Source organism: Micromonospora sp. NBC_00898 (assembly GCF_045207895.1).
Lineage (GTDB): Bacteria > Actinomycetota > Actinomycetes > Mycobacteriales > Micromonosporaceae > Micromonospora.
The window spans coordinates 6,553,463-6,565,837 of record NZ_CP108775.1 but is presented as its reverse complement, the minus strand read 5'-3'; the positions used below and the strand labels follow the sequence as shown (position 1 = coordinate 6,565,837).

The 12,375-nt window shown below is 73.2% G+C and carries 9 protein-coding genes and 1 pseudogene; 5 read left to right on the top strand and 5 right to left on the bottom strand.

Annotation, left to right across the window (positions count from 1 at the left end; genetic code table 11):
* Positions 1-9 precede the first annotated feature (9 nt).
* Together OG799_RS31940 and OG799_RS31935 are read left to right on the top strand one after the other, a co-directional pair.
* Complete coding sequence (locus tag OG799_RS31940; RefSeq protein ID WP_406040505.1) at positions 10-834, top strand: carbohydrate ABC transporter permease; 825 nt, start codon at positions 10-12, stop codon at positions 832-834.
* The gene (locus tag OG799_RS31935; RefSeq protein ID WP_406040503.1) at positions 831-1,847 is read left to right on the top strand and encodes a glycoside hydrolase family 43 protein; all 1,017 of its coding nucleotides are present in this window, start codon (positions 831-833) and stop codon (positions 1,845-1,847) included. Before OG799_RS31940 ends, OG799_RS31935 begins: the two co-directional genes overlap by 4 nt.
* A 59-nt stretch (positions 1,848-1,906) precedes the next feature.
* Here OG799_RS31935 and OG799_RS31930 read toward each other — a convergent pair whose 3' ends face one another.
* Positions 1,907-3,403, bottom strand: coding sequence for an amino acid permease (locus OG799_RS31930; RefSeq protein WP_406040501.1), 1,497 nt, complete (start codon positions 3,401-3,403; stop codon positions 1,907-1,909).
* A gap of 304 nt (positions 3,404-3,707) precedes the next feature.
* Between OG799_RS31930 and OG799_RS31925 the strand changes: the two genes are divergently transcribed.
* The gene (locus OG799_RS31925; RefSeq protein WP_406040499.1) at positions 3,708-5,369 is read left to right on the top strand and encodes a glycoside hydrolase family 10 protein; all 1,662 of its coding nucleotides are present in this window, start codon (positions 3,708-3,710) and stop codon (positions 5,367-5,369) included.
* Between the two features lie 77 nt (positions 5,370-5,446).
* Here the strand turns inward: OG799_RS31925 and OG799_RS31920 are convergent, their stop codons facing one another.
* Positions 5,447-6,139, bottom strand: coding sequence for a class I SAM-dependent methyltransferase (locus OG799_RS31920; RefSeq protein WP_406040497.1), 693 nt, complete (start codon positions 6,137-6,139; stop codon positions 5,447-5,449).
* Positions 6,140-6,310: 171 nt separating this feature from the next.
* On the bottom strand, positions 6,311-6,958 hold the full coding sequence (locus tag OG799_RS31915) for a PadR family transcriptional regulator (protein WP_406040495.1): 648 nt from the start codon (positions 6,956-6,958) through the stop codon (positions 6,311-6,313).
* A 227-nt stretch (positions 6,959-7,185) separates the two neighbouring features.
* Between OG799_RS31915 and OG799_RS31910 the strand changes: the two genes are divergently transcribed.
* Positions 7,186-7,725, top strand: coding sequence for a phospholipase (locus OG799_RS31910; protein ID WP_406040493.1), 540 nt, complete (start codon positions 7,186-7,188; stop codon positions 7,723-7,725).
* A gap of 107 nt (positions 7,726-7,832) precedes the next feature.
* On the opposite strand, the gene OG799_RS31905 is transcribed toward OG799_RS31910, so the two are convergent.
* A complete protein-coding gene (locus OG799_RS31905; RefSeq protein ID WP_406040491.1) occupies positions 7,833-10,673 on the bottom strand; it encodes an ATP-binding protein in 2,841 nt (946 codons plus the stop codon).
* A gap of 157 nt (positions 10,674-10,830) precedes the next feature.
* Positions 10,831-11,052, bottom strand: coding sequence for a zinc ribbon domain-containing protein (locus OG799_RS31900; protein WP_406040489.1), 222 nt, complete (start codon positions 11,050-11,052; stop codon positions 10,831-10,833).
* Between the two features lie 38 nt (positions 11,053-11,090).
* Here OG799_RS31900 and OG799_RS31895 point away from each other — a divergent pair.
* A pseudogene (locus OG799_RS31895) lies at positions 11,091-12,360 on the top strand (lytic murein transglycosylase).
* Positions 12,361-12,375: the final 15 nt, after the last annotated feature.

The window sequence follows — 12,375 nt, the reverse complement described above, 5'->3', positions numbered from 1 at the left end:
GGGGCGACGATGACGAGTCTGCGTCGCGGCGTGCGCTACGCCGTACTGCTGCTGATCACCGCGGTCTTCGTGACCCCGCTGGTCTGGATGCTGCTCACCTCCCTGAAGACGTACGCCGACGCGCAGCAGGACCCGCCGAGCTGGCTGCCGCACCCGTTCTCCACGTACGGCTACAGCGCGATCATCAACAACACCGCGAACCCGGTGCTGCGCTGGTTCGTCAACAGCATGCTGGCCGCCAGCCTGCACACGCTGCTGGTGCTGGCCACCGCGTCGATGGCCGCGTACGCGCTGGCCCGGCTGCGGTTCCACGGCCGGCGGCTGAGCTTCGCGCTGATCGTGGGCACGCTGTTCCTGCCACCCACCTCGCTGGTCATCCCGAACTTCGTGATCGCCGAGCGGCTGGGCTGGATCGACACGCTGACCGTGGTGGTGGTGCCGGGGGCGGCGAGCGCGTTCGGGGTGTTCTTCCTGCGGCAGTTCTTCCTCTCCGTTCCACGGGAGCTGGAGGAGGCCGCGGTGCTGGACGGGGCGAACCACTGGCAGGTCTTCACCCGCGTGCTGCTGCCGCTGTCGAAGCCGGCGCTGGCCACCCTGGCGGTGCTGTCGTTCCTGACCAACTGGAACGACTTCCTCTGGCCGGTCTATGTGCTGTTCAGCCCGGAGCGGCTGACCCTGCCGGCGGGTCTGGGCCTGCTCCAGGGCGCCTACGTGACGGACTATCCGGTGATCATGGCCGGGGCGGTGCTGGCCAGCGTGCCGGTGCTGATCCTCTTCGTGCTCGCGCAGCGCCACGTCATCCAGGGTGTGTCGCGCAGCGGGCTGAAGGGATGATCGGCGGAAGGACCCGGCGACGCGGCGCGGCGGCGACCATCGCCGCCGCGCTGTTCGTCGCCGGTTGCGGCACTGGTCCCACCCCTTCGAGTACGCGGAGCGACCCGAGCATGTTCACCAACCCGGTCGTCCGGACCGACGCCCCCGACCCGCAGGCGATCCGGGTGGGCGAGACCTGGTACCTGTTCCACACCAACGGCGGCGGCCGGAACGTCCCGGTGCTCACCTCCCCCGACCTGGTGGAGTGGAGCGATGCCGGGGACGCCCTGCCGGAGCTGCCGGGCTGGGCCGACGCCGGGAAGACCTGGGCGCCCGAGGCGATCCAGCTCGCCCCGGACCGGTTCCTGCTCTACTACACGGTCGCCGACCGGTCCTCCGGGCGGCAGTGTGTCGGCCGGGCGGTCGCCGGCAAGCCGCTCGGCCCGTACCGGGACGACTCGACGGCCGCGCTGATCTGCCAGCCGGAGTTGGGCGGCTCGATCGACGCCAGCCCGTTCCGGGACGCCGACGGGAGCCTCTGGCTGCTCTGGAAGAACGACGGCAACGCGATCGGGGTGGACACCTGGCTCTGGTCGCAGCGCCTCAGCGACGACGGGCTGCGCCTGGTGGGCGAGCCGACGAAGCTGTTGAAGCAGACCGAGCCGTGGGAGGGCGCCCTGGTCGAGGGTCCGTTCCTCCACCGGCACGACGGGCAGCTGTTCCTCTTCTTCGCCGCCAACGCCTACGACAAGGCCACGTACGCCGAGGGCTACGCGGTCTGCGACAGCCCGACCGGCCCGTGCGTGAAGGCCCCGGAGAACCCGATCCTGCAGACCAACCAGGCCGCCTCCGGCCCCGGCCACGCCTCGATCGTCGAGAAGGACGGCCGCACCTGGCTGCTCTACCACGCGTGGCCGCCCGGCCAGGAGGGCAGCACCGACCCCGGCCGCCAGGTCTGGCTGGACGAAATCAGCTGGGACACCGGCAAACCAGTCGTCCACGGCCCGACGGCAGAGCCCCAACCCCGGCCCTGATCTCAGACCAGAACGCGCCCGACCCACGCACGGACCGGACCCACTAAACCCCCGACAGCTCACACGACGGCGCGCTCGACAGGAGATTCCGCGGCCTGCTCACGACGGGCGAGGCGGTTACGGCGGTAGCCGTAGCCGAAGTAGATGATCCCGCCCAGCAGCATCCAGGCCAGGAACCGGATCCAGGTCTCCACCGACAGGTTGAGCATCAGGTAGAGGCAGGCCAGCGCCGACACGATCGGCAGCACCGGGGAGAACGGCACCTTGAACGGCCGCTCCAGGTCGGGGCGCCTGCGGCGCAGGATCGGCACGGCGACGGAGACCAGCACGAACGCGCAGAGCGCGCCGATGCTGACCAGGTCGGCCAGGGCGGAGAGCGGCAGGAGGCCGGCGAGCAGCGCCACGCCGATGGTCATGATCGCCGAGATCCGGTACGGGGTGCCCCAGCGCGGGTGCACCTTGGCGATCGAGGGCGGGATCAGCCCGTCCCGGGCGATGGCGAAGCCGATCCGGCCCATGGCCACCAGGTCGACCAGGATGACGCTGGTCAGACCCGCGATGGCGGCGATTGAAACCAGAATGGCAGCCCAGCCGGCGCCGACCGCCTCGAAGGCGGAGGCGATCGGTGCGCCCTCGTCGATGTCGGTGTACCGGACCATGCCGACCAGGACCAGCGAGACGCCGATGTACAGCACGGTGGAGATCAGCAGCGTGCCGAGCAGGCCCAGCGGCAGGTCCCGGCGCGGCTTCTTCGTCTCCTCGCCGAGGTTCGCCACCGCCTCGAAGCCGGTGTACGCGAAGAAGACCACGGCGGCGGCGGTGAGCACCCCAGCGAAGCCGAAGACCGACGGTTCCAGCCCGAAGAGGGCCTGGGTGACCGGTTGCCGGATGCCGTCCTCGCCGCTGCCGGCGGGCTCGGCGGTGGGGATGAACGGGGTGAGGTTGGCCGCCTTCACGAAGAAGAGCCCGGCAACCACGATGAAGACGCAGATGGCGACCTTCACCAGCACCAGCAGGTTGGTCACCCGGGCGCATTCGCGGATGCCGACGATGCCGACCACGCCGAGGATCAGCACGATGGCGATGGCGCCGAGGTTGACGATGCTGCCCTCCTCGGCGAACCAGGCGCTGGGCAGGTCGAACAGTTCGGCGAGGTAGCCGGACCAGCCTCTGGCCACCACCGCCGAGCCGAGCGCGAACTCCAGCAGCAGGTCCCAGCCGATGATCCAGGCGACGATCTCGCCCATCGTGGCGTACGCGTAGGTGTAGGCGCTGCCGGCGGTCGGCACGCTGGAGGCCAGTTCGGCGTAGCAGAGCGCGGCGAGCAGCGCGACCACGCCCGCGACGGCGAACGAGATCACGACGCCGGGCCCGGCGTGGTTCTTCGCCTCGATGCCGGTCAGCGTGAAGATGCCGGTGCCGATCACGATGCCGATGCCGAAGCCCATCAGGTCGACGGCACCGAGCCGGCGGCGCAGCCCGAGCTTCCCGTCGGAGCCGTCGGCGTCCGCCTGGGCCTGCACGTCCTTGATCGGTTTGGTCCGCAGCACGGACACAGCGATCACCCCTCCCTGGACCACCCCGGTGGCGGCCGGTGACCGGCCAAGCTACCCAGCTTCCTTTCGACCGACGCCTCACCGCACGTGTCGGAAAGGTCACGAACCGCCCTGTGCGGTGGGTCACCGTCGGACGTTCGGCCCGACCTGGGGCATCGATCCGCCGGGGGGTCTTGCGCCGCTCGGGGAATAGTGAAAGTTTCCTACCAGCGACAGATGTTCTGCGGCGAATCTTGCCGGATGCGCCCGGCGTCCGTCGCCGACCGACACCTGCCCCGGGAGCCCAACGAAGGGACCGCACCACATGAAGGCAACTCGGCTCGGAGCCGCCGGGCTGGCCGTGGCGCTGCTCGGCGCGCTCGTCGCCGGCACCCCCGCGAGCGCGGCGGAGAGCGACGCGACCACCGCACCCACCTCGACCACCTGCGCCACCGACCCAGCCACACCGAAGCAGCAGTTCCGCGCGATGTGGATCTCGTCGGTGGTGAACATCGACTGGCCCACCAAGGCGTCGCAGACCGCGCCGGACCGGATCGCCGCCCAGCAGGCGGAGTACCTGGGCTGGCTCGACCTGGCCCAGAAGCTGCACCACAACGCCGTCGTGGTCCAGGTCCGCCCGACCGCCGACGCGTTCTGGCCGTCGCCGTACGAGCCGTGGTCGGAGTTCCTGACCGGCACGCGCGGCCAGGACCCGGGCTGGGACCCGCTGGCCTTCCTCGTGTCGGAGTCGCACAAGCGGAACCTGGAGTTCCACGCCTGGTTCAACCCGTACCGCGTCTCGATGCCGGCCCCCGGCGGGGCCGGCGCGGACCTCACCAAGCTCGCGCCGAACCACCCGGCCCGGCAGCACCCGGACTGGGTCTTCGCCTACCCGCCGGCCGGGGTCGCCGGCAGCCGGCTCTACTACAACCCCGGCATCCCTGAGGTCCGCGAGTTCGTCCAGACCGCGATGATGGACGCGGTCAGCCGGTACGACATCGACGGAGTCCACTTCGACGACTACTTCTACCCGTACCCGAGCGGCACCTACCAGGTGCCGGACGACGCCACCTTCGCCGCGTACAACCGGGGCTTCACGAACAAGGCCGACTGGCGGCGGGACAACATCAACCTGCTGATCCAGGAGATGTCCGCCAAGATCAAGGCGGCCAAGTCGTGGGTGAAGTTCGGGGTCAGCCCGTTCGGCATCTGGCGCAACGCCTCCGCCGACCCGGCCGGCTCGGACACCACCGGCTCGCAGTCGTACGACATCATCTCCGCCGACACCCGCAAGTGGGTCAAGCAGGAGTGGATCGACTACGTGGTGCCGCAGCTCTACTGGTACATCGGCCAGTACCCGGCCGCCGACTACGCCCGGCTGGTGCCGTGGTGGGCGGAGACCGTACGTGGCACCCGGGTGCAGCTCTACATCGGCCAGGCCGACTACAAGAGCGGTGACCCGGCGTACGGGCCGTTCTGGCAGAACCCGCGGGAGCTGTCGAACCACCTGACGCTCAACCGGTCGTACCCGGAGGTGCTCGGCAACGTACACTTCTCCGCGGTGCAGGTGAAGGCGAACCGCCTCGGGGCGACCGACATCTACGCCGCCGAGCACTACTCCCGCCCGGCGCTGGTGCCGGCCATGTCGCAGCTGCCGTCGAAGCCGCTGCTCGCCCCGGTGGTGACCGGCGCCGAGCGGCAGGCCGACGGGGTGCACCTGAGCTGGCGGCAGCCGGCGAACGGCGAGGGCCCGCTCGGCACCGCCACCTCGTACGCGATCTACCGGTTCGATGGGACCGGCATCGCCGACCGCTGCGACTTCGCCGACGCGTCGCACCTCGTCGCCACCGTGCGCGGCGACACCGGTGACGTGCAGTCCTGGGTGGACGCCACCGCCGAGGCCGGCCAGCACTACACGTACCACGTGACCGCGCTGGACCGGGTCTGGAACGAGGGCCCGGCCAGCCCGCCGCGCTTCGTGCGCTGACCACCCGCGGCGGCCCGTCCGGCCGCCGTCGGACCGGGACGCCCGGGGCTCGCGACGAGCCCCGGGCGTCCCGCCGTTCAGCCCGTGAGCGGCTTGTGGAGCCGCACCTCCAGCCCGACCAGCCCGTCCCGGTCGACCTCGCCGCCGCCGAAGGCGCACTCGGCGGCGAGCCGGGCGAAGCGGTCTCCGGTGATCGCCCGCCGCCGGAGCATCCGCAGCGCCGCCCGGGTCCAGAACGCGCTCAGCGCGCCCAGCCCCATCCGGGCGACCTCCCGGCGGATCTCCTCCCGGGAGACGTCGGCCCGCAGGTCGTGGATGACCGCTCGCCCGCCGGGCCGGAGCACCCGGTGCATCTCGTCCAGCGCCCGGACCGGCCGGGTGAAGTTCTTGAACGCCGCCTGGCAGACGACCAGGTCGAAGGTGTCCGCCCCGAAGGGCAGCTCGTGCACGTCGCCGTGGCGGAACGTCACGTCGACGCCGGCCCGCCGGGCCCGCTCGCCGGCCAACTCCACGAAGGTCCGGCTCACGTCCAGCCCGGTGACCCGGAACGGCCCCCGCCGGGCCAGCTCCACGGCCAGGTAGCCCGGGCCGGGTGCCACCTCCAGCACCGTCGCGCCGGCCGGCAGCCCTTCGGCCAACCGGGCCGCCTGCCGGCGGTACTCCGCCAGCTGGCTGGCCGAGCCGCGGTTGCGGTCGTACCAGCGGGCGGTCGCCCCCTCCATCTCGGGCAGCAGCTTGCGCCTGCTCGTTCGTAGCTCGTTGGTGGCCATGGTCTCCTCCGGTTTCGGATCGTGCGCTGCCGAACCGGCCCGGAACTCTTCAGCCCAGCTATCGTTTGCGGTTGCCACCTTGCGGCCGGGTTCCGTTCCGCGGTCTCGGTTCGAGGTCAGGGCCCCGGCGGCGGTGTTCCCGCACCCCGTCGGGGTCCGTTCTTGCGCGGGTCAGGCCCGCTCGCTCCCCCTTTCCACCAGCTCGGTCCACTCGGCCGGCACCTCGCCGGTCGCGTGCCAGGCCCGCCACTGGGCCAGGCCCGGCAGCGAGCCCGTGGTGAGCTCGTCGAGCAACCCCCGCAGCCAGGTGGCCTCCGCCTCCCGGACGGCCAGGTCGTACTCGGCCTCGATCAGGAACAGCCGGGGCACCTCGCGGGCGTGCCGGGCCAGCACGGCACGCTCCTCGGCGAGCTGGGACTCGAGCCGGCCCAGCCGCTGTCGCAGCAGCGCGGTCGCCTCGTCCGGCGGCAGGACGCCGAGCACCGACAGGCCGGCGGTGAACCTGGGGCTTTCCCGTTCGGGGACCGCCACCAGCTCACGCGTCCAGTCCTCCAGCTCCGCGCGGCCGGCGTCGGTCAGCCGGTAGACCGTCCGCTCGGGCCGGCGCCCCTGTCGTCCGCTCTCGGCGGCGGCCAGCAGGCCGTGCCGCTCCAGGTTCCGGACCACCGTGTAGAGCGAGCCCCACTTGATCGGCATGTCCTGGTCCTTGCCGCGCTCGCGGAGCACGGCCGCCATCTCGTACGGGTGCATCGGCCGGTCCACGACCACCGAGAGCACCGCGAGCGCCAGCAGGTTCCCGACCGGGCGTCGCTTGGCCATGGCACCTCCTCGCCGCCGAATACTCGCATACGAATATACGACCGTCGAGCCATCCCGTCGAGCACCGTCCACCCGGGATGGAGTGGGACACGGCATTGGTCTGTTTCGGCGCATGTCACCAACAGTTCGTGCCGAACATCGCTCGATGTTCCTCGATTGATCGACACTGATCGACACCCGGCGACCCGCCGGTAACCGCCGTACCGCACACCCCCGCGGAGGAAACCGTGTCCAGACGCCTCGCCACCGCCCTCGCCGCCGGCGCGCTCGCGCTGCTCACCGCGCTGGGCGTGGCCTCACCCGCGTCCGCCGCGGTGAGCACCGAGCAGAAGCTCTCGGTGCTCTCCAGCTGGACCCAGACCAGCGCCACCAGCTACAACGCCTGGAACGCCGGCCGACTCAACAAGGCCGCCTGGTCGGAGTACGCCTTCGACTGGTCGACCGACTACTGCTCCTCCAGCCCGGACAACCCGCTCGGCTTCAACTTCAGCCTGTCCTGCTACCGGCACGACTTCGGCTACCGCAACTACAAGGCGATGGGCCAGTTCTCCGCCAACAAGTCCCGCCTGGACAGCGCCCTCTACGCGGACCTGAAGCGGGTCTGCGCCACGTACAACATCGTGGTCCGGCCAGCCTGCTACAGCCTGGCCTGGACCTACTACGAGGCGGTCAGCGTCTTCGGCTCGGTCGCCGCCGTCCGACAGTCCGACATCGACCGCGCCGCCCGCATCAAGGCCGACGCCGAACACCGCGCCGCCCGCCGCTGACCCAGCCCCCCTGCGCTCCGCTCTGTTGATCAAGAGGTCTGCGTCCGGGTCCGGCCGGCTCCAGGACGCAGACCTCTTGATCGACGCAGTTCGACGCGCGCGGGGGGCTAGGCGGGGTGCGGGCGGGAGGCGGGGCGGGGGTTGGGCGCCTCGTCGGGGCGGCGGGGGGCCGGGGTGCCGGGCGCGCCGAAGCGGGGGGAATGCCCGGTCAGGTCGGGGTGCTCCACGCCGAGGGCCAGCGCCGCCGCCTCCTCCAGCGCCAGCTCACCGCCCGCGCCGTACGCGGCGTCGAAGGCCTCGTCGCCGAGCACCCGGCGCAGCCGCGCCTGTCGCTCCAGCCAGTACGCGCCGTAGATGCCCGGGGTGGCTCGCAGGTTCGCCCGGGTCGCCTGCGCCGCCCCGAAGAGCCGCGTTGCGGTCGCCGGGTCACCGCCGAGCGCGCAGCGCACCGCGATCGCGTTCACCGTGTCGCAGGCCCGGCCGAGGTAACCGTGGCTCATCCGGGAGCGGAGCGCCACCAGCAGGTGTTCGTGCGCCGCGACCAGGTCCCCCCGGGCCAGCGCCACCATGCCGAGCAGCATGTCGACCGAGCGGCGGCCCCGCTCGGCCGGGCGGGCCGCCTCCACCGGGCGGGCCGCGCCGAGCAGCTCGGCCGCCTCCTCCAGCGCGCCCCGCCGCCACAGCAGCTCCGCCAGGTTGTAGATGGCGAGCAGCGCGTCGGAGACCACGTCCTGCTCGTGCGCCCACTCGATCACCTCACGGCAGACCCGCTCGGCCTCCGTGAACTGTCCCATGTCGACCAGCGGCGCGGCCCGGCCCGCCAGCACCCGGGCCAGCAGGCCCAGGTCGCCCGCCTGCCGGGCGGCGGCCTCCGCGCGCTGGGAGTAGCGCAGCTCCTCGGCGAACTCACCGTCCGCGCCGGCATGCAGCGAGTGCATGTGGTACGCCGCCGCCAGCTCCGCCTCCGGGATCACCTCGCCGGTCTCCGCGATCCGGCCGTACAGCCGGAACAGCCAGAGTCGGCCCTCCCGGGCCAACCCCCGCTCCCGCCACCACTGGTCCAGCCCGCCGGCCAGCCACAACCCCGAGCGGGCGCTGCCACCGGTGGCGCACCAGCGCAGCGCCGCCCGCAGCTCCCCGGCGAGCGGGTCCAGCGCGTACAGGGAGAGAGTGACCGGTCGGCCGTCCGGCCCGAGGCGCGCCCGCTCCAGCGCGTGCCGCGACCAGGCGACGTGCCGGTCCCGGGCGGTCTGCTCCTCCCCGGCCTCGACCAGCCGCCGCGCGGCGTACGCGCGGATCGGGTCGAGCATCCGGTAGGTGCTGCCGGAGGCGTGCGGCTCCGCCAGGACCATCGACTTGTCCACCAGCACGGAGAGCGGATCGAGCGGATCCTCGTCGAGCAGCCACTGGACGGTCGGCAGGTCCACCGGGCCGGCGAAGACCGACAGCCAGCGCAGCAGCCGGGCCGAGCGCGCGCCCAGCGTCCGGTACGACCAGGTGACGGTGGCCTGCATGGTCAGGTGCCGCTCGCTGGCCGACCGCTGCACCGCCCGGGTCGCCGGGGTGGGCGGACCGGCCCCGGCCGCGGCGGCCACCAGGTCCACGGTGTCCTGCTGGTTGCCGGACCAGCCCGCCTCGGCCAGGGGCGGCTCGGGTTCCTCCCGGCCGGCGTCCAGGGTGCCGAGCATGTCGTCGAGGCGTTCGGCGAGCTGACCGACCGAGAGCACCCGCAGCCGTGCCGCAGCCAGCTCGATGGCGAGCGGCAGCCCGTCCAGCCGCCGCACCACCCGGCGCAGGTCGGCCTGCTCGGCCGAGTCCGGCGGCCGGCCGCCCCGGGCCGCCGCCGTCCGGTCCAGCAGCAGCGCCACCGCGTCGCTCTCCGCGCCGTCCGGCCGCGGGTCCACCGCCAGCGGCGGGATCCGCCACACCACCTCGCCGGGCACGCCGAACGACTCCCGGCTGGTGGCCAGCACCCGGACGCCCCGGCCGCCGGACAGCAGCCGGGAGATCACCTCGGCCGAGGCCGCCGGCTGGGCGTCGCAGGTGTCCAGCACGACCAGCATCCGGCGGGCGGCCGCGTACTCGACCAGGGTGTCCACCATCGGACGCCCCGGCTCCGGGCGGAGCCCGAGCACGGCGGCGATCTCGAACGCCACCAGGCCCGGGTCGGTCACCGCGGCGATGTCGACGAACCACACTCCGTCCGGGTAGGACTCGACGACCCCGGAGGCCAGCTCCACCGCCAGCCGCGTCTTGCCGGCGCCGCCCGCGCCGAGCACGGTCACCAGCCGGTACGCCTCGACCAGCCGCCTCAGCTCGGCCCGTTCCAGCTCCCGGCCGACGAACGAGGTGATCTGGGTCGGCAGGTTGTGCGCCACCGCGTCGGCGGTGCGCGGTCGCGGGAACCGCCGCTCCAGCCCCGGCGCGACCAGCTGGAACAGCCGCTCCCGGTCGTCGAAGCCACGCAGCCGGTGCAGCCCGAGGTCCAACAGGGACGCCCCGGCCGGCAGCGGATCGGCGCGCTGCGCGGTCGCCGCCGAGCAGAGCACCTGGCCGCCGTGCGCGGCGGCGGCCACCCGGGCGGCCCGGTGCACCTCGGGGCTGGCGTACTCACCGTCGCGGGGCTCGGCGAACCCGGTGTGCAGGCCCATCCGGACCCGGGGTGCGGCCTCCGGGGTGGGCCAGTCGTGACTGGCCAGCGCCCGCTGCGCGGTCAGGCAGGCGGTCAGCGCGGCGGCCGCGTCCGTGAAGGCGAGGAAGAACGAGTCGCCCTCGGTCAGCAGCTCCGCCCCGTCGGTCCCGGCCAGGGTGTGGCGCAGCAGCCGGCGATGTTCCCGCAGCACCGGGCGGTAGCCCGGACCGAGCAGCTGGGCCAGCCGGGTCGAGCCCTCGATGTCGGTGAACACGAAGGTCACCCATCCGCTCGGGAGGTGGATCCGTGGCGACATGCGTGGAACCTCCGCCCCTGACGTCGGCTTCATGCTGCCCTATGGTCACGTCGTCACGCATCGTGAGAACGGCCGGGCACATGCCGACCCAAGGTGCCACCGGACCTCGTCACCGGCAAGGTACGGGGTCGGCCGCCGGGACGAGGCCGACCCGCCGTCAGCAGCCGCAGCCACCGCCGCAGCAGCCACCGCCGCCGGGAGCGGACGCCCCACCGACCTGGCCGCTGCCACCCCGACCGGTGACCGCGACGGTGGAGAGGAGCCGGACCGTGTCGACGTGTCCCAGCGGGCAGGACGCGGGCTGGCCGGCCTCGGCCATCGGCCGGTTGACCTCGAAGGTGTCGCCGCAGGCGCGGCAGCGGAACTCGTACCGGGGCATGCCAACAGGGTACGACCGGGCCTGACGCCCGGGCGGGCATGGGTGATACTCGACGGGTGGTGGACGGCGAGGACAGATCGACGGTTCGGCCCCTGCGACCGGCCGCACCGCCCGACGGCCACGGGAGCCGGCCGAAATCCACACCGGTCCCCCGCCCCCGCCGGGAGCCCGCCGAGAAGGCCGGGAAGACCGAGGGCCCAACCGGGGCGGCGGTCGAGCAGGCCGAAGGCGTCACCGCCGAGCAGGCCGAGGGCGTCGCCGCCGCGAAGGCCGAGCGGGCCGAGGCGGAGGGGACGTCGAGCGTCGCCGGCACCGCGGAGCCGGCCACCAGCGTCGCCCGGCGCCGGCGGATGCCGTTCGCGCACGCCGTGCGGGTGCCGCCGCCCCGGCAGCTCGCCGTCGGCGCGGCCCGGGCCACCCGGGACTGGTCCCGCCGGCCGAGCGGGCGGGCCACCCTGCCCGGGGTGTTCCTGCTCGCCCTGGTGGGGGCCACCGCGGCCGGGGGCGCGCTGCTGGTGCCGCAGGCGGCCCGGCCGTCCCGGCCGGTGGCCGTGGACGCCACCGCGACCGTCTCCGTCACCGGCGTACCGGAGGGGGCGCGCTGCCCGGGCCGACCGGCACCGCCGTCCCCCGGGCCTGCCCGGCGCGACCGGACTGCCCGGCACTCCCCTGCCGACCGGGACGTCGCTGCCCGGCGGGCCCACCGGGCCGGTCGTCGGTCCGGCGTCGACCGGCCGGCCGGCGGACGCGCTGGCCGCGTGGGCGCAGCAGATGAGCGCGCGGACCGAGATCCCGGCCGTGGCCATGCAGGCGTACGGCTACGCCGAGCTGGTGCTGGCCGAGACGCACCGCAGCTGCCAGCTCAGCTGGACCAGCCTCGCCGCGATCGGGTACGTCGAGTCCCGGCACGGGTCGGCCAACGGCGCCACGCTCAAGTCGACCGGCCGGGCCGAGCCGGAGATCGTCGGCGACCCGCTGGACGGGCAGGGCGGCCGGTCCCGGATCCTCGACACCGACAAGGGCCAGCTCGACCGCGACACCGTCTACGACCGGGCGCTCGGCCCGATGCAGTTCATCCCCAGCACCTGGCAGGAGATCGGCGCGGACGCGGACAACGACGGCCGCAAGGACCCGCACGACATCGACGACGCCGCCCTCGCCGCCGGCAACTACCTCTGCAAGGGCGGCCGGAACATGACCATCCCGGGTGACTGGTGGGGGGCGATCCTCTCCTACAACGACGTGCGGCGGTACGCCCAGGATGTCTTCGATCGGGCGAACGAGTACGGACGGCTCAGCCGTACGTGAAGTGATCGTCCGCAT

What these genes read in the sequence shown, in the direction of transcription:
- OG799_RS31940 (WP_406040505.1), top strand. Translation starts at nt 10, where the DNA reads ATGACGAGTCTGCGTCGCGGCGTGCGCTACGCCGTACTGCTGCTGATC.
- OG799_RS31935 (WP_406040503.1), top strand. Translation starts at nt 831, where the DNA reads ATGATCGGCGGAAGGACCCGGCGACGCGGCGCGGCGGCGACCATCGCC.
- OG799_RS31925 (WP_406040499.1), top strand. Translation starts at nt 3,708, where the DNA reads ATGAAGGCAACTCGGCTCGGAGCCGCCGGGCTGGCCGTGGCGCTGCTC.
- OG799_RS31920 (WP_406040497.1), bottom strand. Translation starts at nt 6,139, where the DNA reads ATGGCCACCAACGAGCTACGAACGAGCAGGCGCAAGCTGCTGCCCGAG.
- OG799_RS31915 (WP_406040495.1), bottom strand. Translation starts at nt 6,958, where the DNA reads ATGGCCAAGCGACGCCCGGTCGGGAACCTGCTGGCGCTCGCGGTGCTC.
- OG799_RS31905 (WP_406040491.1), bottom strand. Translation starts at nt 10,673, where the DNA reads ATGTCGCCACGGATCCACCTCCCGAGCGGATGGGTGACCTTCGTGTTC.
- OG799_RS31900 (WP_406040489.1), bottom strand. Translation starts at nt 11,052, where the DNA reads ATGCCCCGGTACGAGTTCCGCTGCCGCGCCTGCGGCGACACCTTCGAG.